Source organism: Streptomyces sp. NPDC001100 (genome assembly GCF_053598575.1).
Genome location: NZ_JBSFKO010000009.1, coordinates 59,894 through 81,475 on the forward strand (window position 1 = coordinate 59,894; position 21,582 = coordinate 81,475).

Annotated in this window: 16 protein-coding genes and 1 pseudogene; 12 read left to right on the forward strand and 5 right to left on the reverse strand. The window is 72.4% G+C overall.

The annotated features are described in order from the left end of the window. Nucleotides 1–70: 70 nt before the first annotated feature. Complete coding sequence (locus ACWDEW_RS15225; protein ID WP_450513029.1) at nt 71–1,738, forward strand: acyl-CoA dehydrogenase family protein; 1,668 nt, start codon at nt 71–73, stop codon at nt 1,736–1,738. A gap of 86 nt (nt 1,739–1,824) precedes the next feature. Then, nucleotides 1,825–3,843, forward strand: coding sequence for a HEAT repeat domain-containing protein (locus ACWDEW_RS15230; protein WP_450513031.1), 2,019 nt, complete (start codon nt 1,825–1,827; stop codon nt 3,841–3,843). Between the two features lie 68 nt (nt 3,844–3,911). Here ACWDEW_RS15230 and ACWDEW_RS15235 read toward each other — a convergent pair whose 3' ends face one another. Beyond that, nucleotides 3,912–4,496 carry an Rv1733c family protein gene (locus ACWDEW_RS15235; protein ID WP_019069416.1) on the reverse strand — a complete coding sequence of 195 codons (585 nt, stop codon included), beginning with the start codon at nt 4,494–4,496 and terminating at the stop codon, nt 3,912–3,914. A gap of 279 nt (nt 4,497–4,775) precedes the next feature. Here ACWDEW_RS15235 and ACWDEW_RS15240 point away from each other — a divergent pair, with 279 nt between their 5' ends. From ACWDEW_RS15240 to ACWDEW_RS15255, 4 genes are all read left to right on the forward strand, one after another. Continuing rightward, a complete protein-coding gene (locus tag ACWDEW_RS15240) occupies nt 4,776–5,861 on the forward strand; it encodes a WD40/YVTN/BNR-like repeat-containing protein (RefSeq protein WP_450513370.1) in 1,086 nt (361 codons plus the stop codon). A 172-nt stretch (nt 5,862–6,033) separates the two neighbouring features. Continuing rightward, a complete protein-coding gene (locus ACWDEW_RS15245; RefSeq protein WP_450513033.1) occupies nt 6,034–6,711 on the forward strand; it encodes a uracil-DNA glycosylase in 678 nt (225 codons plus the stop codon). Between the two features lie 389 nt (nt 6,712–7,100). After that, complete coding sequence (locus ACWDEW_RS15250; protein WP_450513035.1) at nt 7,101–8,063, forward strand: N-acetylglucosamine kinase; 963 nt, start codon at nt 7,101–7,103, stop codon at nt 8,061–8,063. A 95-nt stretch (nt 8,064–8,158) separates the two neighbouring features. Then, nucleotides 8,159–9,082, forward strand: coding sequence for a sirohydrochlorin chelatase (locus ACWDEW_RS15255; RefSeq protein ID WP_450513037.1), 924 nt, complete (start codon nt 8,159–8,161; stop codon nt 9,080–9,082). A 117-nt stretch (nt 9,083–9,199) separates the two neighbouring features. Here the strand turns inward: ACWDEW_RS15255 and ACWDEW_RS15260 are convergent, their stop codons facing one another. After that, nucleotides 9,200–10,237, reverse strand: coding sequence for a lactonase family protein (locus tag ACWDEW_RS15260; protein WP_450513039.1), 1,038 nt, complete (start codon nt 10,235–10,237; stop codon nt 9,200–9,202). A 60-nt stretch (nt 10,238–10,297) separates the two neighbouring features. After that, nucleotides 10,298–11,809: an FUSC family protein gene (locus ACWDEW_RS15265; RefSeq protein ID WP_450513041.1), complete on the reverse strand. Its 1,512-nt coding sequence runs from the start codon at nt 11,807–11,809 to the stop codon at nt 10,298–10,300. A gap of 171 nt (nt 11,810–11,980) precedes the next feature. On the opposite strand from ACWDEW_RS15265, the gene ACWDEW_RS15270 reads away from it, so the two are divergent. The 5 genes from ACWDEW_RS15270 (at nt 11,981) to ACWDEW_RS15290 (ending at nt 18,191) form a co-directional block, all read left to right on the forward strand. Continuing rightward, complete coding sequence (locus tag ACWDEW_RS15270) at nt 11,981–12,457, forward strand: Lrp/AsnC family transcriptional regulator (RefSeq protein WP_450513043.1); 477 nt, start codon at nt 11,981–11,983, stop codon at nt 12,455–12,457. Nucleotides 12,458–12,487: 30 nt separating this feature from the next. Then, a complete protein-coding gene (locus tag ACWDEW_RS15275) occupies nt 12,488–13,165 on the forward strand; it encodes an HAD family hydrolase (protein ID WP_450513045.1) in 678 nt (225 codons plus the stop codon). Between the two features lie 100 nt (nt 13,166–13,265). After that, nucleotides 13,266–15,440 (forward strand): hypothetical protein, encoded by a 2,175-nt coding sequence (locus ACWDEW_RS15280; protein WP_450513047.1) that lies wholly within the window; start codon nt 13,266–13,268, stop codon nt 15,438–15,440. Between the two features lie 197 nt (nt 15,441–15,637). Further along, nucleotides 15,638–16,318 (forward strand): class I SAM-dependent DNA methyltransferase, encoded by a 681-nt coding sequence (locus tag ACWDEW_RS15285; protein WP_450513049.1) that lies wholly within the window; start codon nt 15,638–15,640, stop codon nt 16,316–16,318. 157 nt (nt 16,319–16,475) lie between these two features. Next, nucleotides 16,476–18,191 (forward strand): SpoIIE family protein phosphatase, encoded by a 1,716-nt coding sequence (locus ACWDEW_RS15290; RefSeq protein ID WP_450513051.1) that lies wholly within the window; start codon nt 16,476–16,478, stop codon nt 18,189–18,191. 3 nt (nt 18,192–18,194) lie between these two features. Here ACWDEW_RS15290 and ACWDEW_RS15295 read toward each other — a convergent pair whose 3' ends face one another. After that, entirely contained in the window at nt 18,195–19,676 is a 1,482-nt protein-coding gene (locus ACWDEW_RS15295; protein ID WP_450513372.1) for an MFS transporter, read from the reverse strand. Nucleotides 19,677–19,956: 280 nt separating this feature from the next. Between ACWDEW_RS15295 and ACWDEW_RS15300 the strand changes: the two genes are divergently transcribed. Continuing rightward, nucleotides 19,957–20,856: an amidohydrolase gene (locus tag ACWDEW_RS15300; protein ID WP_450513053.1), complete on the forward strand. Its 900-nt coding sequence runs from the start codon at nt 19,957–19,959 to the stop codon at nt 20,854–20,856. Nucleotides 20,857–20,884: 28 nt separating this feature from the next. Here the strand turns inward: ACWDEW_RS15300 and ACWDEW_RS15305 are convergent. Next, nucleotides 20,885–21,451, reverse strand: a pseudogene (locus tag ACWDEW_RS15305) (AfsR/SARP family transcriptional regulator); the annotation flags it as partial. Nucleotides 21,452–21,582 lie beyond the last annotated feature (131 nt).

Consider the following 21,582-nt stretch of genomic DNA (forward strand, 5'->3'; position numbering starts at 1 on the left):
TCGCACTCTACGCGCCACTCCCGGTGTTACACCATTGATGCAATCGCAGCAATAGTGCAACACTGCCCGTATGGCCCAGACACTCGCGCACACACCGCCGCAGTCCCGGAACGCCACGCACGACGTCACCAACCAGCCCCCGCCCCTGACCCCGTACGACGCCTCCGAGGACACGGCCCTGCTTGAGGGGCTGCGCCGGGAGGGCGCCGGCTGGGCCGAGGAGGACGTACGGCGGCTCGGCCGGGCGGCTGGCAGCGCGGAGGCGCAGGAGTGGGGTGAGCTGGCGAACCGGCACGAGCCGGAGCTGCGCACGCACGACCGGTACGGCAACCGGATCGACGAGGTCGAGTTCCACCCGAGCTGGCACCGGCTGATGGGCGTCGCCGTCGCCGAGGGGTTGGCCGGCGCGCCCTGGGCGGACGAGCGCCCGGGTGCCCATGTGGCCCGTACGGCAGGCGGGTTGGTGTGGGGACACACCGAGGCCGGGCACGGATGCCCGACGTCGATGACCTACGCCGCCGTTCCCGCGCTGCGCGCCCAGCCCGAACTGGCCGCGGTCTACGAGCCGTTGCTCACCAGCCGGGTGTACGAACCGGGCCTGCGCGTCCCGGCCGAAAAGCGCGGACTGCTGGCCGGGATGGGGATGACGGAGAAGCAGGGCGGCTCGGACGTCCGCACGAACACGACGGCGGCCACCCCGACCGCCGAACCCGGGGTGTACACGCTGCGCGGGCACAAGTGGTTCACGTCGGCGCCGATGTGCGACGTGTTCCTCGTGCTGGCGCAGGCTCCGGGCGGACTGTCGTGCTTCCTGGTGCCCCGCGTGCTGCCCGACGGCAGCCGCAACGTGTTCCGCATCCAGCGTCTGAAGGACAAGCTGGGCAACCGGTCCAACGCGTCCTCGGAGCCGGAGTTCGACGGGACCGTGGCGTGGCTCGTCGGACCCGAGGGGCGGGGCGTCAAGACCATCATCGAGATGGTCAACTGCACCCGTCTGGACTGCGTGATGATGTCGGCGACGCTGATGCGCAAGACTCTCGTCGAGGCGGGCCACCATGTGCGCCACCGCGGCGCGTTCGGCGCGCGGCTGCTCGAACAGCCGCTGATGCGCAACGTGTTGGCCGATCTGGCGCTGGAGTCCGAAGCCGCGACCACCCTCACCCTGCGGCTGGCGGGCGCGGCGGATCGTGCGGTGCGCGGGGACGATGCCGAGTCCGCGTTCCGCCGGATCGCCACCGCCGTGGGCAAGTACTGGGTCACCAAGCGCGGCCCGGCCTTCACGGCGGAGGCCCTGGAGTGCCTCGGCGGCAACGGCTACGTCGAGGACTCGGGCATGCCCCGCCACTACCGCGAGGCCCCCCTCCTCTCCATCTGGGAGGGCTCGGGGAACGTCAACGCCCTCGACGTACTACGGGCGTTGAGCCGGAACCCCGGCCCGGCGGAGGCCCTGTTCGCCGAACTCGCCCTGGCACGGGGCGCGGACGCCCGCCTGGATGCGGCGGTGAGCCGGTTGAAGGGCGCGTTGAGCGAGGCGACGGAGACGGGCGCGCGCCGCCTCGTCGAGCAGATGGCGCTTGCCCTCCAGGCGTCCCTCCTGGTACGACACGCCCCGCCCGCCGTCGCCGACGCCTTCTGCGCGACCCGGCTTGGCGGCGACTGGGGACATGCCTTCGGCACACTCCCCGACTCCGCGGACCTCGGCGCGATCCTCTCCCGCGCCCTGCCCGACGGGGACTGACCCTCGGTCACCTCCCGATTCCGCTTCGTTGTCAGTGGCGTGGTGCAGACTCGCGATCAGTTGGCACTTCGTCTGGGGAGGGCAACGTGTTCGCGGGGATCGACGAGGTCGACTGGGCCTCGCTGCGCCATGCGTACGGCAGTGCGGAGGACGTGCCCGCACTGCTCAGGGGACTGGCCTCCACGGACCCCGTCGAGCGGGCGAGCGCCCTCGACGGGATGTACGGCGCGGTGCACCACGAGGGAAGGGTGTACGACTCGACACTCGCCTGCGTTCCGTTTCTGCTCGCGCTGGCCACTGAGGAGGGGGTCGCGGAGCGGGGCGAGCTGGTGGAGCTTCTGGTCGGCGTCGGGCGAGGGCGCGGGTCAGCCGAGGCCGCCTTACGGGCGGGGGCCGAGGACTTCGTCGTGCTCGTCGGCGACCGGAACCCCGGTGTGCGCCGGGCCGCGGCCGAGGGGCTGGTCCGGTTCCTCGACCAACCCGCACGCGTGCTGGGCCTGTTGCGGCAGCGGATCGCGGTCGAGCGCGACGACCGGGTTCTGCTCGCCCTCGTCGAGAGCCTCGGTCTGTTCGTACGACGGTTCCCGGACCACGCCGCCGAGGCACTGGACACCCTGCTGGCACTCGGTTCTCCGCCGTACGACCCCGCGCTACGGCTCGCCGCGCTCGGTCAACTCGCGGGCTGCGCACCGGATCTGCTCCCCGCCGACCTGGTCCCGACGGTCGTGGGCCTGCTCGGGGAGCGGTCCGAGCATCGCCGGTCGGACCTCCGCGCGCGGGACGACATCGACTGCCCGGACACGCTCGCCGGGCGCCTACGGCGACTTCGCCCCTCGGACGAAGAGGGCGCGCATCTGGTGCGTACGCTGCACACTGCGCTCGGCGGGCGGATGGCCGAGCGGATCGCCCTGTTGGAAGGGCAGTTGGCTGCACCGGACGCCACCGACCGGTGCAACGGAGTGTGGATGTCGGCCGGACTGTTCCGCGAGTGGCGGGCCGACCACTCGGCACTCGTCGCGCTGGTCGGTGAGCAACTGGGCGCGGAGGACGGCCGGTTGCGCGATGCCGCGTCGTCGGTGTTGGGGGAACTCTTTCACCTGGCCGCGCCGGCCGCCGATCACCTGCACGCGCTGGTGCTCGCGCGCCCCGAGCTGTGGACCGAGCGCTGGGAGCGTGGGGCGCCGGCCCTGGGCGGCGCGCTCAAGGCCCTTGCCCGCAGCGGCGATCCACGGGCGGCACCGGTCCTGGCCGAGGTGCTCGCGCGGCCCGTCGTACCCGACGACCTGGGGCGGGTGGTCGTCCACCTGGGCCGCTCCGCCGCACCGCTCGCCCCGGCGTTGCGGCACCGGCTCGGCCGTGTGCCCCTCGACTCCCCCGAGACGTCCGACCGGGCCGTACCGCTGCTGTCCGCACTGACCGCGCTCGCCGACCGGGAGGCCGTGCCGGAGGTGCTGAGGCTGTTGCGCGGGGTGCCGGACGGGGTGCGGTCCGGGCAGCGGGTCATGGCGTCGGCGGTACGGGCGCTCGATGCGTTCGGGGCCGGGGCGGAGGGCGTCGTACCGGTGCTGCGAGGGCTGTTGGAGTCCGAGTGCGCGGGTGCCGCGGCGGGTGCGTTGTGGTCGGTGGAGAGGGATGCGTCGGCCGTACTGCCTTACCTGTTGCGGGAGTTGGCGAGTTCGGACGGGCAGCGGCGCCGGGTGGCGGCGGGCGTGCTGGCGCGGATGGGCGTGGCCGCGCGGCTCGCGTCGGACGGGCTGGCGCGGATGGTGGAGGCGGAGTGTGCGGAGGAGCGGGTCGCGGGGGCGCGGGCGCTGTGGCGGGTGACCGGGGATGCGGAGAGGGTGCTTCCGGTGCTGCGCTCGGCTTGGCCCGGGCATCCGCGTGTACGGGGCGCTGTGGCCGCCTGCCTGGTCGGCATGGGGGCCGCCGGGGCATCCCTGCACGACCTGGTGGCGGCGGAACTCGCCGCTCCGCGACGGCATTTGGCGCGGGCCGGCGGGCATGGGAGTCAGGACGTCCTGGCGGACGAGCGGTTGTTGGGGGTGTGCCGGGAGGTGGTGGCGGGCGGTCGCGCCGAGGGCGGCGGGGAGGAGTGCCGGACATGACGAGGGCCCCCGCGTCGAACTGCGTGCCAGGGGCGCTCATGCCATGCCGGGCGGGCAGCCCGTCCCGCTCAGCCCGTCTTGCGGCTCCACAGCGGTCCGAAACGGGCCCACTCCTCGTCCCACTGGTCCATGCGCCGGCGTTCCAGGCGGATCCGAAGGGCGCGCGCGCTGATGAAGGGGACGGCCGCCGCGCCCATCCCCAGCAGGGTGCCGATCAGTGCCGCCCGCAGCTGGGCCTGGGACGCGGTGGCGGGCTTGGTGACCAGATGGCCCCGCGGGTCGGTCCAGATGGTCACCGGAGTGCCGATGCCGCTGCCGGAGGGAACACGGATCTGGCCGGTGTGCGAGGAGCCGTCCACGGCCGTCCAGCGGACCTTCGCCCAGACGAGCTCGCTGTTCGTTCTGCCGGAGTTCGCCGGGGAGGGGCCGGGCGCGTCCTGGGTGACCAGTGCCACCACCGGTTTCCACTCGACGCGTTCCTGGGCCAGTTCGTGTTCGACGGACCGGGTCGCCGTCAGACCGGCCAGCACGCCTGCCAGGACGGTGATCAGCCAGGCACCGAGCACGATCCACGACTCCACCGCATCGGCGCGGCGCTTGAGCGGATTGCGCCGCCACCGCCACAGCCACACCTTCGGACCTCGGAACGCCATCGAAGGCATCCTCCTCATGAACGCACTGACATGCCGAACCGACCTCCCATACGGGAGACGTCGCCCCGATGCTCACGACCAATACCCCGACTCGACGGTCCCATGGCTGACGAGGTGTTCGCGGGCTTTTCGCGAGAGGCACCCCCGCGTTCTGTCCCGCGGGCCGGATCGTGGCGCTGACCTGCGGTGACGTCCGTTCGGGGGGTGACTGTCAGTGGCGGGGTGCAGACTGGCGGGTGAGGGGGCGAAATGGCCAAAAACGCGGTGGAGGTGATCGTCATGACCGATGTGCTGCTCGCGGTGGGCACACGAAAAGGCCTGTTCATCGGGCGCAGGCGGGGTGGAGTCTGGGAGTTCGACGAGAGTCCGTACTTCAACGCGCAGGCGCTGTATTCGGTCGCCGTCGACACACGGGGCCACATTCCGAGACTGCTGGCCGGTGGTGACAGCGCCCACTGGGGTCCGTCCGTGTTCCACTCCGACGACCTGGGGCGTACGTGGGTCGAGCCGGAGCAGCCGGCCGTCAAGTTCCCCAAGGACACGGGGGCTTCACTGGAGCGGGTGTGGCAGCTGCACCCGGCCGCGGCGGAACCGGACGTGGTGTACGCGGGTACGGAACCGGCCGCGTTGTACCGCTCCGAGGACCGCGGCGAGAGCTTCGACCTCGTCCGTCCGCTCTGGGAGCACCCCACCCGCTCGCGCTGGGTGCCGGGCGGCGGCGGAGAGGGGCTGCACACCGTCCTCACCGACGAGCGCGATCCGAAGGCCGTGACGGTCGCCGTCTCGACCGCCGGAGTTTTCCGCACACGGGACGGAGGCGCGAGCTGGGAGCCGTCCAACTCCGGTGTCTCCGCGGTGTTCCTGCCGGATCCGAACCCGGAGTTCGGCCAGTGCGTGCACAAGATCGCGCAGGACGCGGCGACCCCGGACCGGCTGTATCTGCAGAACCACTGGGGGGTGTACCGCAGCGACGACGCGGGCGCGCACTGGACGGACATCGGCGAGGGGCTGCCGTCCACGTTCGGCTTCGCGGCGGTGGCCCATCCCCATCGCGGCGACACCGCCTACGTGTTCCCGATCAACGCGGACGCGGACCGGGTGCCCGCCGGGCACCGGTGCCGGGTCTTCCGTACGGCCGACGCGGGCAGCAGCTGGGAGGCCCTGTCGGCGGGGCTGCCGGCCGAGGACCACTACGGCACGGTGCTGCGCGACGCGATGTGCACGGACGGCGCGGACCCGGCGGGCGTGTACTTCGGCAATCGCAACGGCGAGGTGTACGCGTCGGACGACGACGGGGACAGCTGGCGGCAGTTGGCGTCCCATCTTCCCGATGTGCTGTGCGTGCGCGCGGCGGTGATCGCATGAGGACGGCAACTCCGCTCCGCGCGTGGGCGGCGGCTCGGGGATCCGGGGCCGCCGTCCGGACAACTGCCTTATGGGGAGGCTTCGTTCACGCGGGCCCACAGTCCGGTCGTTCTCGGTCGGGCTCGGGCCACCGGTTGATCGTCGAGCCGTGTACGGCAGTAGGGTGACGCCCGTGGCACCACGACCGTTGCATGAGATTGTCGAACCGGGCTGGGCGAAAGCCCTGGAACCCGTGGCCGGACGCGTCGCCGAGATGGGGGACTTCCTGCGCGCGGAGATCGCCGCCGGGCGCACGTACCTGCCGGCCGGGCCGAATGTCCTGCGGGCCTTCCAGCAGCCCTTCGACGACGTCCGCGTCCTGATCGTCGGGCAGGATCCGTACCCGACCCCGGGGCACGCCGTGGGGCTGTCCTTCTCGGTGGCTCCCGAGGTACGTCCGCTGCCGCCGAGCCTGCTCAACATCTACCGCGAGCTGAACACGGACCTGGGGCTGCCCCAGCCGTCCAACGGCGATCTGACTCCGTGGAGTCAGCAGGGGGTGCTGCTGCTCAACAGGGCGCTGACCACCGCCCCGCGCAGTCCCGCGGCGCATCGCGGCAAGGGCTGGGAGGAGGTCACCGAGCAGGCGATACGGGCGCTGGCCGCCCGCGGCAAGCCGTTGGTGTCCATCCTGTGGGGCCGCGACGCCCGCAACCTGCGCCCCCTCCTCGGCGACCTGCCCTCGGTGGAGTCCGCCCACCCGTCCCCGATGTCGGCCGACCGCGGCTTCTTCGGCTCCCGCCCCTTCAGCCGCGCCAACGACCTGCTGGTCCGGCAGGGAGGACAACCGGTCGACTGGCGCCTGCCGTGACGGGTCCGGGGGACGACGGTTCGGCCGGGGCGGCGGAATCAGCGGGGGCGCCGGACAGGCCGGTTTCCGCGGGCGGGACTGTCGGGGCCAGAGGTATCGCCGAGGGGACTTCGCCGGGGCCGAATTCCGTTGGCCTGTCCGCTGAGACCAGAAGCAGCCCTGAGGGACCCTCGGACGGACCGGTGCCCTTCAGCCGGACCGCCCAACCCAGAAGTGGCGCGGAGGGGACTTCCGGCGGGCACGTGTCCTTTGGCGGCACCGCCGAGTCGGGCGCTGTCTCCGGGAGTTCGTCGGGCAGGCTTCCGGAGCCGGTTCCCCCGACGATTCCTTCTGCGGTGCCCCCACCGACACCCCCCGCCGTACAAGACACCCGCGGCAGGTTCCTCGCCGTGGACTCCGGAGGTTCCGGGCTGCGGGTCGTCGTAGGGGAAGTCGGGCGTCCGGTGTCCGTGCCGCTCGTGTCCGGGGAGCCGGTGCGGACCGGTGCGCGAGGGATCGACGCCGGGCATTTCATGGAGCAACTGGTGCCCATGGTGCGGGAGTTGGCTGGTGAGGCCAGGCGCGCCGAGTGGGGTACGGCGGTGATCGGGGCCACCGGGCTCGCCACGCTCGGGGACGGGTTGCGGGAGGAGTTGCCGGGGGCGCTGGCGCGGGAGTTCGGGGCGCGGACGGTCGCGCTCGTCGCCGATGCCGTCACCGCCTATGTCGGCGCCCTCGGGATACGGCCCGGTGCCGTGGTCGCGGCCGGTACGGGACTCATCGCGATCGGTACCGATCTCACTGGCTGGCGGCGGGCGGACGGTTGGGGGCATCTGCTGGGCGACTGCGGCGGCGGGGCGTGGATCGGGCGGGCCGGGCTGGAGGCGGCGCTGCGGACGTACGACGGGCGGGACGGCGGCTCCGGGCCTCTGCTGGCCCTCGCGGAAGAGCAGTTCGGGCCGATGTCCGGACTGCCCGGCAAGCTCTACCCACGGTCGGATCGTCCCGCCGTACTCGCCTCCTTCGCGCCCCAGGTCGCCCGGTGCGCGCCCGACGACCCGGTGGCGGCGGGCATTCTGCGTGCCGCGGCCCGGCACATGGCCGAGTCGGCCGCCGCGGTCTGCCCGACGGCCGGCGAACCGCAGGTCGCCCTCACCGGTGGCCTGTTCCGGATGGGCGACCCGCTCCTCGTACCCGTGCGCGAGGAGTTGGCGGATCGCCTGCCGCAGGCCCAACTGGTCGCGGCGGCGGGCGATGCGCTGGACGGTGCGGTACGGATCGCGCGCGACCTTGCCGCGGGCACGCCGACCCTGCCGGCCGACGGTGTGATGGTGCACGTGGTGAGCCCGGCGGGGCGAGGTGATCACTTCTGATCCGTACGTAACTCATCAGACAAAACAGGACGGATACCGCTCACCTGCACCCTCCCCGAACAGGGGAGCCCAAGAAGCCAGTAACATGCCTCGCCATGAGCTCCCCCACTGGGCCCGCGTCCGGCCTGCCAGTACGAATGCCGCGACCTCGCCAGCCCGGGCGGCACCGCCGACCCGAGCCGCTGGCGGCTCCCGAGGGCGCGCCCGCGCTGGTGCTCGCCGTGCCGGGCACGCCCAGCGCCGCCACGCGCAGCCTCGCCGAGGAGGTCGTGAGCATCGCGCGCTCCGAGCTGCCCGGTCTGGACGGGCGCATCGGCTATCTCGACGGGGACGACGCCGAGTTCCCCACGCTGACGGCTGTGCTCGCGCACGCGGCCGAGGAGCGCACCGCCCGCTTCGAGCAGGCCAAGGCCGCCGGTGCCGACGTCAAGGAGCCCGACGGTCCCGTGGCCGTCGTCGTGCCGCTGCTCGCCGGTCCGGACAGCGCACTGCTGCGCCAGGTCCGCCAGGCCGTCATGGACAGCCGGGTCGCGGCCGACCTGACCGATTCGCTCGGCCCGCACCCGCTGCTCGCCGAGGCGCTGCACGTACGGCTGTCCGAGGCGGGTCTTGCCCGTGCCGACCGGGCCCGGCTGTTCACCGTGGCGACCGCCGCGGACGGCATCATCCTCGCGTCCGTGGGCGGCGAGGAGGCCGTGCAGGCGGCCGGTATCACCGGCATGCTGCTCGCCGCGCGCCTCGCCGTGCCGGTGATGGCGGCGGCACTGGACCAGGAGGGTTCGATCGCGGCCATCGCGGAGCAGCTGCGCGGATCCGGTTCGCAGCAGCTGGCGCTGGCGCCCTATCTGATCGGCCCCGAGATCGACCCGGGTCTGCTCCAGGCCGCGGCTGCCGAGGCGGGCTGTTCGGCCGCCGAGGCGCTCGGCCCGTACCCGGCGATCGGCAAGCTCGCGCTCTCCAAGTACACGACGGCGCTGGGTATCGCCCCGCCGCAGCCGCAGGGCGCGCCGGTTCGCTGACCCGATCCGGTCCGCACCGGCTTGGCCTGGCCTGGCACGTGTAACGCCGTAGCGCCGAAAGGGCCCCTCCTCACGCGGGAGCGGGCCCTTCGGCGTGCCGTGGACACGGCTGTGGAGTCAGTCGAACACCACGCAGGAGGCGGCGGTCACGTCGATCGAACCGCCGGGGCGCGGGAGGCCGGTGGCGGGGTCGACGGCGAACCAGGTCACGTCCCCGGACCGCTCGTTCGCCACATACAGGTACCCCCCGGCCTCGGCGAGAGCGCGCGGCCAATGCCCCCCGCAGGGCACCGTCCCGACCAGGCGCAGCCCCTCCCCCTCGACGGCGAGCACCGACAGTACGTCCTCGCCACGGGTCGCCGTCCAGACGAAGCGGCCGTCCGGCGAGGTCACGATGCCGGAGGGGTAGGCGGCGTCGCCGGCCGGGGCGCCCGGCAGTACCGGGGTCTCGGCCAGCGGTTTCAGTGCGCCGCGCTCGGCGTCCCAGTGGCAGACGGTGACGGTCGGAATGAGTTCGTTGAGGACGTAGGCACGGTCGCCGTCGGGGTGGAAAGCGAGGTGGCGGGGGCCCGAACCGGGCCTGAGCGCGATCTCGCGGTGGAGTACGGGGCGTCCGTCGTCCAGCGTGCACACCAGCACGGAGTCGGTGCCGAGGTCGATACCGACGGCCCACCGGCCGCTGGGGTCGGGCTGGATCTGGTGGGCGTGCGGACCCTGCTGGCGAAGTTCGTGCGGGCCCGAGCCGGTGTGCCGCAGCTGTCCGGAGGGGCTGTCCGCCAGGGTGCCGTCGGGGCGAACCGGCACGGCGGTGACGCTGCCGGAGCCGTAGTCGGCGGTCAGGACGTGCCCCGCGTACAGGCTCAGGTGGGTCGGTCCCGCGCTGCCGAGTCGCACCGGCGGTCCGAGCGGTTCGGGCTTGTCTCCGTTGACGCGGTACGCGGCCACCGCACCCTCGTCCGTCTCGCTGACCGCGTAGAGAGTGTCCCCGTCGGGTGCCAGGACCAGATACGAGGGGTCGGGGACGCCGTCGGCACTGCTCAGGACGGTCAGCGCGCCGCTGTCCGCGTCCACGGCCGCCGCGACGACACCGGGTCCGCCCGCCGCCGTGAACGACCCGATGAAGGCCCGTCGTTGCCGTCTGCCGCCGTCTGTCACCGCTGTCCCCTCTCGGTTCAGTGCTGTCCGGGGTGACGGTAGCAGTCGATCATGAGCGGTCTAGACCAAAGTGCCGAGTCCGTTCCAGCGGGGCATGACGGACCGTGCGCGCAGCGGCTCCGCGAGTTCCGAGAGAGCCCGTTCCAGCCCGTGCAGATGGGCCAGCGCGGGATGATCCACCGGCGAGCCGCCCGCACTCGCCGTGAACGGCGACGCCTCGCCGTCGGTGAGCGCCTCGACCGCGGTCTCGACGCGGCGGCAGGCGGCGGTCAGGCGGGTGTCGTGGGAGGCCTGCGGGTGGGCGGCCACCGTGGCCAGGCCGCGGATCTCGTGGGCGCAGTCGTCGAGCAGGGCCAGCACCCGGCGGGCACGGCGTTTGCGGCCGAGCATCGGGTTCAGCGGGTGCACGAGGGGTGCGACGGAGAGCCGTACCCGACCGAGGAGCTGTTCGAGCTCCGTGATGCGTTCGGCGGGGTCGGCCCGGCCGGCGCCGGCGAGGCGGGCGGCGGCCTCGGCGGTGCAGGTGTGGACGCAGCGCAGGGCGCGTTGGATCCACGCGTCCGTGGTGGTGTGGGTGGTCACCGGGAGCACCAGCAGGACGGCCAGTACGGCGCCGAGCGCGCCGACGCCGGTCTCGGCGAAGCGCAGGGCCAGCAGACCGGGGGTCAGGACGCCGAGGAGGCCGTAGAGCAGCTCCGCCATCAAGGTCACCGAGAGCATCATCCACGTGTAGGAGACGGCGGCCGAGTAGAAGATCCCGAAGACGCAGGCGGCGACCAGGATCGCGGTGGGGACGGGGGCGCCTTGGACCGGTACGGCGACCAGCAGGCCCAGCGCGATGCCCAGGACCGTGCCCAGGACGCGGCGGAAGCCTCGGATGACGGTCTCGCCGCGTGAGGCGGTGTTGACGAAGATCCACCAGGTGGCGCCGACGGCCCAGTACCAGCGCTGACCGGACACCAACTGGCCGACGACCAGGGCGAATCCGGCGCCCGCGGTCGCCTGGACGGCCTGTCGGGTGGTCACCCGGGCCAGGCCGCGGCCGGTCGGTGGGGCGGGTGCGGCGGGCGGGGGCAGTCGGCGTTCGTAGCACCACAGGCCGAAGCGGACCGCCGCGGCGGTGAGCACGGAGAGGGCCACGGCGGCGTGGAGCGCGGGCAGTTGGGCCGTGGTCGCGTGCAGGAACTGGGCCACGAAGAAGGTCATGAACGCGAACACGCCGAGGCTGTGGCCGCGTGGTCCCCAGCGGCGGGCGTAGACGCCGGTACCGGCGACGGCGAGGAAGGTGAGGTCACGGGCCACGGGATGGGCGTGCAGTTCGGCCGCGGCCGCCAGCACCGGGAGGCCCACGCACGGAAGGAGGGCGGTGGTGACTGCCTGTCCGCGCACCGTGGCGTCCGTGACGGTGAACAACGCGAGCAGCGCGGCGAGGCCACCGGTGACGGCGCCCGCGAGGGACTGCCCGGTCAGCCCGCAGACGACCACCGCCAGGCCGATGCCTAGGACGGCCCGCGCGGCGAACCGCAGCCGCATCCGCCCCGGGTCCGGAGCCACGAACACCCGCTTCAGCACTGCTTCCCCGCCCCTTGCGCACGCCCACACGAAAAAAGGCGCCGCGGAGGTCCGCAGCGCCATCGACCCACCCATCACAGCACCACCTGGCACACCGGCTCAAGTGACCTCCGAATCACTGGACCATTGGCACTGCGGCTTGTGATTGAACCATTGGTACAGTCATGCCCCATGAGCGTGGACGAACTCGACACCCGCATCCTGCGGCTGCTCCTGGAGCAGCCGCGTACCAGCGTGCGCGAGTACGCCCGGCTCCTGGGCGTCGCCCGGGGCACCCTCCAAGCCCGGCTCGACCGGATGGAGCGGGACGGCGTGATCACCGGTACGGGTCCCTTCCTCTCCCCCGCCGCCCTCGGCCACCCGGTGCTCGCGTTCGTGCACATCGAGGTCACGCAGGGGCATCTCGACGAGGTGGGGGACGCGCTGGCCGCCGTACCGGAGATCGTGGAGGCGTTCTCGATCACGGGTGGCGGGGATCTGCTGACCCGGGTCGCGGCGCGGGACAACGGCCATCTGGAGGATGTGATCCAGCGGCTGATCAGCCTGCCGGGAGTGGTGCGCACGCGTACCGAGATGGTGTTGCGCGAACGGGTTCCGCACCGCCTGCTGCCGCTGGTGGAGGCGGTCGGCCGCGCGGCCGGGAAGTGACCCCACGGCGTCCCTTGGCATCCTGATCCCATGAGCAACCTCGGCGGCCTCTCGGTCATCTTCGATCTCGACGGCACACTCGTGGACAGTGAGCCGAACTACTACGAAGCCACCCGGCAGACCCTCGCCGAGCACGGCGTCCCGGACTTCACCTGGGCGCAGCACGAGCGCTTCGTCGGCATCAGCACCCAGGAGACCCTCGCTCTCCTCAAAGAGCGCCACGGCCTGAAGGCGTCGGTGGAGGAGCTGCTCACGGAGACGAACAGCCGTTATCTGGCGCTGGCCCGTGCCGCCACGCACGCGTATCCGGAGATGCGGAAGTTCGTGGAGCTGCTGGCTGCCGAGGGGGTGCCGATGGCCGTGGCCTCGGGTTCGTCGCCGGAGGCGATCGAGGCGATCCTGGCGGGGACCGGGCTCGACACGGTACTGCGGACGGTGGTCTCGGCGGACGAGGTGGCGCGGGGCAAGCCGGCGCCGGACGTCTTCCTGGAGGCCGCCCGCAGGCTGGGGGCTGCTCCGGCCGACTGCGTGGTCCTGGAGGACGCGGCTCCGGGCGCGGCGGCGGCACACGAGGCCGGTATGCGCTGCATCGCGATCCCTTACGTGACCGCGCAGGCCGACGCCCCCGAGTTCGCCACGGCGGGGCTGCTGCTGCGGGGCGGTCAGGCGGAGTTCAGCGCGCAGGGGGCGTACGACTGGCTGACCTGACATCAGGGACGGCGAGAGAACAGTCCAGGAAGGGGCCGCACCCAAAGGTCTGCGAGAAACCCGAATGCGCCCGCTTGTTCGGTTCTGGGAGCATGCCGGAATGATCGACCGACTCGAACCGCTGGTCATCCGGCACACGCTCCGCGTCCCCGTGCCCACAGGTCCCGTGGGTGAAGGCGCCGCCGTCGCGCGGCAGTTGGACGCCGCGCTGCTGTCCGTGGGCTTCAAGCTCTCCCCGGAGCTGCTGGAGCGGCTGTCGGGGCTGGCGGAGGAGACGGTCGCCGGGATCGCCGCACGCACCCTGCGGACCGTCCGTGAGATGGTCGGCGACCACGTCGGGCACAACGTCTACTTCATCGACTTCCCGGCCAACGTGCCCGACACCGTGGACTTCTGGATGTCGTGCGTCGCCGACGCGCTCCGTGACGAGGAGACCTCGGCCGCGACGCTGAAACAGCTGCGGTCCGGAGTGGTGAACCTGCTCGACCTGCCGACCTACGGCCGGTACCAGCACACGTACGCCGAAATGCTCGCCGCCCAGGACGAGTTGATCGCGGCGGCGGGCGACCGCATTGCGGTGCTGCACCCGGGCGGCGCCGTGGCTGATGAACTCACCGCCCTGTACCTGCAGTTGGCGGGCAGCGTCACACCGCTGAGCGAGGAGCACCTGCGCGATCTGCGGACGCTGGCCGAGCGGTGCGCCGACGGGCCGCAGCCCGAGAAGATCCCGGTCCGGGAGAACCGCGCGGTCGTCAACCAGGCCCGCCTCGAAGTGGGTTCGGGCCTGCTGCTGGACACCGTCACCGATGTGCTGCGACTGGCGTGCGCGCTGTCGGACGGCGATGTGGCGCTGGCCGAGCCGACCCGCTTCCGGTCGCTGTCCCGGCCGGTGCGGCGGGCGCTGCTCGCGGGTCTTGACTCGGTGGTCGCCGCGGCGCCCGCCAAGCTCGCCGACGTGGCCGCGCACCGCGAGGAGTGGAAGCGGCTCGGTGAGCGGCTGCATCCGCACGAGTACCCGCGGTGGCCGCACGCCGCCGAGGTGTTCGCGGTCGCGCGGGGTGAGCTGAAGGTTCGGTCGTTCGACGGCCGGGTCGAGGAACTCCTCGCGGAGAACGACGTGTTGGGGGCGGTGAAGCTGCTGAAGTCCGCGCCCGGCAAGCTGTTCCGCGCGCTGGACCGGCTGCTGCGCACCGCGCTCACACAGGAGGAGCGGGACGCCGTGGTGGCCGCCGCCGAGGAGGTCGCGCCCGAGGTGTCCGGCCGGGTGGTGCTGTCGGTGCGCGAGCATCTGCACAACCGGGCCCGGGAGACCGGGGAGTTGCGGGTGTTCGTGAACCGGCGCGGCCGTGCCTGGGTGACGGACGACGAGCGGGCGGTCGTAGGACCGGCGGAGCGGGCGCGGCTGATCGCTGTGCTCGACGACGAGACGCGGCGTCGACTCCCTTCCGCGGAGCGGTTGTTGGTCGATCCGGAGGTGCTCGACGTGGCGCTGCCGTTGAGCGGGAAGGCGACGGCGGCGGGGCTCGGGGTGCTGCCGCGCGGGTCCATGTCGGCGGTGGAGGGCGAGTTGCTGCGCTTCTTCGTGTACTGGAAGGAGTCCGAGCGGCGCACCGACTTCGACCTGTCGGCGCTGATGCTCAACGCGGACTACTCGACCAACACCTGGCTGTCGTACACCTCGTTGACCGATGTCGAGGGTGAGCACTCCGGTGACATCGTCGAAGCGCCGGACGGGGCCTCGGAGTTCATCAATCTGCGGCTGGGTGCCGTGCGCGGGGCGTTCATCGTGCCGCAGGTCAACATCTTCGCGGGCGAGGGCTTCGAGGAGGTCGAGGAGTCGTTCTTCGGGTTCATGCTGCGCGAGGGCGAGCAGCAGGGGCGGCCGTTCGAGCCGCGTACCGTGCGGATGAAGTCGGAGCTGCGCGGTGCGGGGCGGGTGGCGCTGCCGCTGGTGTTCGTGCGCGGGGAGGACGGCGGCTGGCGGGCGAAGTGGCTGCACCTGTACCTCAAGGGCAGCCCGTCCGCGAACCGGGTGGAGGGGAACCGGGTGACGGTGGCGACCCTGCTGCGCGGCATCGTGGAGCGCGAGCAGCTCACGGTGCGGCATCTCGTCGGTCTGATGAGCGGGGAGGCGACCGAGGTGACGCTGTGGGACGGCGGGCCGGTGCCGGACGACGGTCCGGTGACGTACATCGGTCTGCGCCGCCCGGACGGGCTGCCCGAGGGCTCGCGGATCGTGACCCCGGAAAATCTGCGCGACCTGATCCCCGCCTGACTGCTAACGTCAGCCGTGGCGAGGCCATGAACGGGCTTCCTTCTCACCTTCCTTTCAAGAATCCAGCCTGTTCGCTTTCCTCGCCCCCGACGTCGCGTGAGGGGTGCCCCGGGGCACCCCTCACGCCATTCTCCCCTTGAAACGCGCTTTCCCCACTTGTGGGACAATCCTCTATGCGCGGATGAAAGGCCACTTCAGTGAGCAGAGCGAACGACGGGGCCGACTACGGCAGCCTGCGGCTCGACCGCTCGGGTCAGGCCGAGGCCTTCGACGCCATAGGAGACCGCTACGACGAGGCCTTCCCGCACAAGGAGGGCCAGATCGCCGCCGGTGACTGGCTGATCGAGTCCCTCCGCCCGGGGTCCCGGGTGCTGGACCTCGGCAGCGGCACCGGCGTGCCGACCGCCCGGCAGCTCGCGGAGGCGGGCTTCGAGCTCGTGGGCGTGGACCTGTCCCGGCGGATGGTGGAGCTGGCCCGGAAGTACGTCCCGGCCGGCACGTTCCACCAGCTCGACCTGGCCGACCTGCGCCCGGGAGGCCCCACCGACCTGGGCCGTTTCGACGCCGTCGCCGCGTTCTTCTCCCTGCTGATGCTGCCGCGCGCGGAGATCCCCCTCGCCCTGCGCACGATCCACCACCTGCTGACGCCGGGCGGACTGTTCGCCCTGTCGATGGTGGAGGCGCATGTGGACGACTTCGCGATCCCCTTCCTCGGCAACACGATCAGGGTCTCCGGCTACCTCCTCGACGACCTGCACAAGATCCTGGACGACGCGGGCTTCGAGATCGTGAAGGAGACCTCCTACACCTACGCCCCGGCGGTCGCCGACGTGCCGCCCGAGGAGCAGGTCTTCCTCTGCTGCCGGCGGCGCGACTGAGGCCGTAGCACCGACCCGGCGGCCCCTGCGGCCGCACCAGTGGACGGGACGAAGCGTGACGGAGCCACACAGCCCCCGCGAAGGCCCCACCGGAACCGCCCGGCGAGGCGGTCCGGCGAGCGGCCCGGTCCCGCCGCCGGAACCGGGATGGGACCGGGTGCCTCTCGCGCCCGTACCGCAGACCGACCGGCTCCAGTACCTGGACGTGGCGACCCGGCGGATCGCCCGCGGGATGGACCTGGACGAGACGCTGCGGGAGCTGCGGTGGGCGGCGGTGCCCGCGTTCGCCGACGCGATCGTCGTCCACCTGCACGATCCGCTGCCCGTAGGGGACGAGAAGTCGGCCGCGCCCGTGGTCCTGCAGCTGCACAGCATCGACCGGGCACCGGAGGCGCGGACCGCGCTGCTGATGCCGCACGCCGAGTACGCGGACGTGACCGAGCGGATACAGCCGGTGCTCGACGGACGGCTCGCGAAGCTGCTGCTGGCCGGGCAGCCGGCCTTCGGCGACGCGGACGAGGTCGGCCCCGCGGTGGCCGAGCTGCTGGGACCCGCGGCGAGCGCGCCGGGGACACTGCCTCCCGGCCGCCGGCTGATCATCGCCCCGCTGCACGGCCGCCACCACGTCATGGGCACCGTCGTGCTGCTGCGCCGCCCCGACCGTTCCGTGTTCACCGGCGACGACCTCCTCGTCGCCTCCCAGCTGGCCACCCACACCGCGATCGGCGTCCAGAAGGCGGTGATGTACGGCCACGAGGCCTCCGTCGCCGACACGCTCCAGCACACGATGCTCCCGTCCTCGCTGCCCGAGCCGACCGGCGTCCAGCTGGCCAGCCGCTATCTGCCGGCGTCGAAGACCGCGCAGGTCGGCGGCGACTGGTACGACGCGATACCACTGCCGGGCAACCGGGTCGCGCTGATCGTCGGCGACGTCATGGGCCACTCCATGACCTCGGCCGCGATCATGGGCCAGCTGCGCACCATCGTGCAGACCCTCGCCGGTCTCGACCTGCCCCCGCACGAGGTGCTGCACCACCTCGACGAACAGGCCCAGCGGCTCGGCAGCGACCACATCGCGACCTGCCTGTACGCGATCTACGATCCGATCTCGCACCGCCTCCTCATGGCCAACGCCGGCCACCCGCCCGCGGTCCTGCTGCGCCCGAACGGCCACGCGGAGGTCCTGCGCGTCCCGCCGGGCGCCCCGATCGGCGTCGGCGGAGTCGTCTTCGAGTCGGTGGAGATGCCCGCGCCCACCGGCACCACCCTGGTGCTCTACACCGACGGCCTCGTCGAGTCCCGCGACATGGACGTGGGGACGGGCGTCGAGGCCCTGCGCACCCACCTCCAGTCCACCCGGCACGGACACCGTCTGTCCTCGCTGGAGCGGCTGTGCGACCGCATCCTGGCCGCACTGGCGCCGGGTCCGCGCGACGACGACATCGCGCTGCTCACCGCCCGCTTCGAGGGCTTCCCGCCGGACAGCGTCGGCTACTGGCACCTCGACCCGCACCCCCTCACCGCGGGCCAGGCCCGCCGGCTGACCCGCCGGGTGCTGCGCCGCTGGGGCCTGGACGCCCTGCTCGACAGCACGGAACTCATGGTCAGCGAGGTCGTCACGAACGCCGTGCGGTACGCCTCGCGGCCGATCTCTCTACGGCTGCTGCGCACCGACGTGCTGCGCTGCGAGGTGACCGACGACTCGCCCCAGGTGCCCCGGATGCGGGAGGCGGGGCCGGGTGACGAGGGCGGGCGCGGACTGTTCCTCGTGGACCGGCTCGCGCAGCGCTGGGGGGCGACCCGGCTGAGCACGGGCAAGATGGTGTGGTTCGAGCAGCGGATCCCGAAGGTGCCGCCGTATCAAGGAAGTTGACGCTCAGACCGGTCCGACGCCGGTGCCGCCCTTGAGGCGTTCCAGGTCGGAGGGGCGCACCTGGATCACCACGACGGCGATCAGCGCGGCGACCACGGTGAAGATCGCGGCCATCACGAAGGCGGCCGACGCGCCGGAGGTGAGGACCTGGTCGCCCCAGATGCCCGGGAGCTGCCCGGTGCGCCGGAAGTGGAGACGCTCGGCCGGAGTCGCCCGGGAGAGGAACGCGGGGATCTGGTCCTTCGCCTCGTTGCGGCTGGCCGTGCCGAACATCGTCACCAGGATGGACAGCCCGAGCGAACCCCCCACCTGCTGCATGGCGTTGAGGAGCCCGGAGGCCGCGCCGGTCTCCTGGACGGGCACGTCGGAGAGCGCCATCAGGGTCAGCGAGACGAACTCCATGCCCATGCCCAGGCTGAACACCAGCATCGGGCCGAGCACACTGCCCGCGTACGTGGAGTGGACGTCCGTCAGCGTCAGCCAGGACAGGCCCCCGGCGGCGAGGATCGCGCCCACCACCATGAACGGCTTGGGCCCGTAGATCGGCAGGAACCGCGAGGCCAGCCCCGCGCCGACCGCGATCACGGCACTGACCGGCAGGAAGGCGATGCCGGCCATGAGCGGGCTGAAGCCCAGCACGTCCTGCACGAAGAGGGTGAGGAAGAAGAACATGCCGAAGATCGCCGCGGAGAGGCAGAGCATGATGGCGTACGTCCCGGCCCGGTTGCGGTCCTTGAACATGTGCAGCGGGGTGATCGGCTGCCGGGAGCGCCGCTCGACCAGGACGAACACGGCGAGGACGAGGACGGCCGCACCGAACGAGGCCAGCGTGAGCCAGTCGCTCCAGCCCTCCTGCGCGGCCCGGATGAAGCCGTAGACCAGCAGCACCATGCCCACGGTGGAGGTCAGTGCGCCGGTGATGTCGAAGTGGCCCGGGTGGCGTTCGGACTCGCGGATCCAGCGCGGGGTGGCGAGGACGATGAGCAGTCCGATGGGCACGTTGACGAAGAGCACCCAGCGCCAGTTCAGCCACTCGACGAGGATCCCGCCCATCAGCAGCCCGATCGCGCCGCCGCCCGCCGAGACTCCGGCGAAGACGCCGAACGCCCGGTTGCGCTCCGGTCCTTCGCGGAAGGTCGTGCTGATGAGGGCGAGGGAGGTCGGGGAGGCGATGGCACCGCCGACGCCCTGGAGGGCACGGGCGGCGAGGAGTTCGCCGGAGTTCTGGGAGAGCCCGCCGAGCAGGGACGCGATCACGAAGAGCAGCACGCCGAACACGAACACGCGCCGCCGGCCGAGGATGTCGCCCGCCCTGCCGCCGAGCAGCAGGAGACCGCCGAAGGTCAGGGTGTAGGCGTTGACGACCCAGGCCAGGCTGGTGGTGGAGAACCCCAGGGAGCTCTGGATGTGCGGGAGCGCGATGTTCACGATGGTGATGTCGAGGACCACCATGAGCTGACAGGCCGCGATGACCAGCAGCGCCATGGTGCTTCCGCCGCCGCCCGTGTCCCGGGTGGTGGCGGTCTGCGCCGGGGAGTCCTGCCGGGGGCCGCTGCTCATGGTGCTTCGCACTCTCGAGAGGACGGTGGACGGTCACGCCCACCGGATGCTCACCGTTCGACGGTACGCCCGGGCCCCGCCCCCCACCACTCGATCATCTGCGGCCCAGCGGCTAGGTTCACACATGACAGGACATGGGGAGAGACCATGGGTGACCGTGGTCGTCGTCGACGGGCACACTCAACGCCTTGGCGGGAGAAGCGACATGACCAACGTCGACGTACACCAGCATCTGTGGACCCCCTCGCTGGTGAAGGCTCTGCGCGCCCGCCGCGAACCGCCGTATCTGGACGGCTGGACCCTGTTCCTGGACGGTGAACCGCCCTTCGAGATAGCGCCCGGAGACCATGACATCGCCCGGCGCGCGGAACTGGCCGCCGCCGACGGTCTCGACCGGGTGCTCGTCTCGCTGTCGGCCCCGATCGGCGTCGAGTGGCTGCCCGCGGCCGAGGCACGGCCGCTGCTCGACGCCTACCACGACGGCGCGGCGGCGCTGCCCGAGCCCTTCGGGGCCTGGGCCGCGGCCTGTGTGCGGGACATCGACGCGACGGCGACCGCCAAGGACCTCGACCGCGGTTTCGCCGGCCTCCAGCTTCCCGCCGACTCCCTTGCCGACGCGGCCGGTTACGACCGCTGCGCCCCGCTCCTGGACCTGCTCGAAGAACGCGACCTGCCGCTCCTCGTCCATCCGGGGCCCGCGGTGGATTCCCCGGCGAACCCCGGCTGGTGGCCCGCGATGGTGCCGTACGTCCAGCAGATGCACGCCGCCTGGTACGCCTTCCACGCCTTCGGCCGGCCGCGCCATCCGCGCCTGCGGGTGTGCTTCGCCCTGCTGGCCGGGCTCGCCCCGCTGCACGGGGAACGGCTGGCCGCCCGGGGCGGCGGACCCGGGCGGGCCGACCTCGGGGTGTTCGTCGAGACGTCGTCGTACGGCCCGACCGCCGTCGAGGCGACCGTCCGCGCCCTCGGTGTGAACGCCGTGGTCCAGGGCTCGGACCGGCCGTACGCCGAGCCGCCGCGGCATCCGGGTCACGGGCTGGGCGGAGCGGCTGCTTACGCCTTCCGGATCGCCAATCCGCGCAGGCTGTTGACCGGACAGGGATGACGAGCGGGCTCCTCCCCCTTCCTACTTCCTACGTCGCGAACGTCCGGCGCCGCGCGTGTGCGGTCGCCAGGGCCGTCATCGCCTCGCGGGCCCGGTCGGCCAGGTGGGCCGAACCCCAGGCGAGGGCGGTGTGCTCGGCCAGGGTGTAGTGGTCGGCCGCCGGGCCGTCCTCGCCGAGGAGCCGGTACAGGTCGGCGAGGGCGTGGGCAAGGGGGCGAGTCGCGTGGCGGCTCCGGCCGCCCCGGCGAGCTGGTCCCGGACCGGCAGCAGCTGCGGGACCAGCGCCGATGCCAGGTCCACGTCGCCGTGCAGCACCGCGAGTCGGGCGCGGAAATCGAGCTCCAGGCCGTACAGGTGGTCCGTGGCGGGCTCCGGCGGGCAGCCGCAGGGCGTAGTCGGGCGACGCGGTGACCAGCACGGCCGCCGGGGTGTGCGGCGGCCGGCCCGGTTCGAGGGCGCGGCGCAGGTGGGACACGTAGGTGTGCAGGGAGACCGTGGCCCGGCTCGGCGGTGCCCCGCGCCACAGCGCGTCCGCGATCCGGTCCACGGGTACGACGGTGCCGCGGGCCGCGATCAGCAGCGCCAGCACGGCCCGTTGGCGTGGAGCACCGAGTTCTACGGTCGTCCCTCGTCATCGGCGCCCAACGAACCCAGGACTCGAATACGCAGCACGGCGCGGGAATCTACCCGAGCCGTGTCGAAGACCGGTCAACGGACGATAAACGC

Excerpts from the sequence above, each read along its gene's own strand:
- ACWDEW_RS15300 (WP_450513053.1), top strand. The coding sequence starts at position 19,957 with ATGACCAACGTCGACGTACACCAGCATCTGTGGACCCCCTCGCTGGTG.
- ACWDEW_RS15255 (WP_450513037.1), top strand. The coding sequence starts at position 8,159 with ATGAGCTCCCCCACTGGGCCCGCGTCCGGCCTGCCAGTACGAATGCCG.
- ACWDEW_RS15235 (WP_019069416.1), bottom strand. The coding sequence starts at position 4,496 with ATGGCGTTCCGAGGTCCGAAGGTGTGGCTGTGGCGGTGGCGGCGCAAT.
- ACWDEW_RS15275 (WP_450513045.1), top strand. The coding sequence starts at position 12,488 with ATGAGCAACCTCGGCGGCCTCTCGGTCATCTTCGATCTCGACGGCACA.
- ACWDEW_RS15295 (WP_450513372.1), bottom strand. The coding sequence starts at position 19,676 with ATGGCGCTGCTGGTCATCGCGGCCTGTCAGCTCATGGTGGTCCTCGAC.
- ACWDEW_RS15280 (WP_450513047.1), top strand. The coding sequence starts at position 13,266 with ATGATCGACCGACTCGAACCGCTGGTCATCCGGCACACGCTCCGCGTC.
- ACWDEW_RS15270 (WP_450513043.1), top strand. The coding sequence starts at position 11,981 with ATGAGCGTGGACGAACTCGACACCCGCATCCTGCGGCTGCTCCTGGAG.
- ACWDEW_RS15225 (WP_450513029.1), top strand. The coding sequence starts at position 71 with ATGGCCCAGACACTCGCGCACACACCGCCGCAGTCCCGGAACGCCACG.
- ACWDEW_RS15240 (WP_450513370.1), top strand. The coding sequence starts at position 4,776 with ATGACCGATGTGCTGCTCGCGGTGGGCACACGAAAAGGCCTGTTCATC.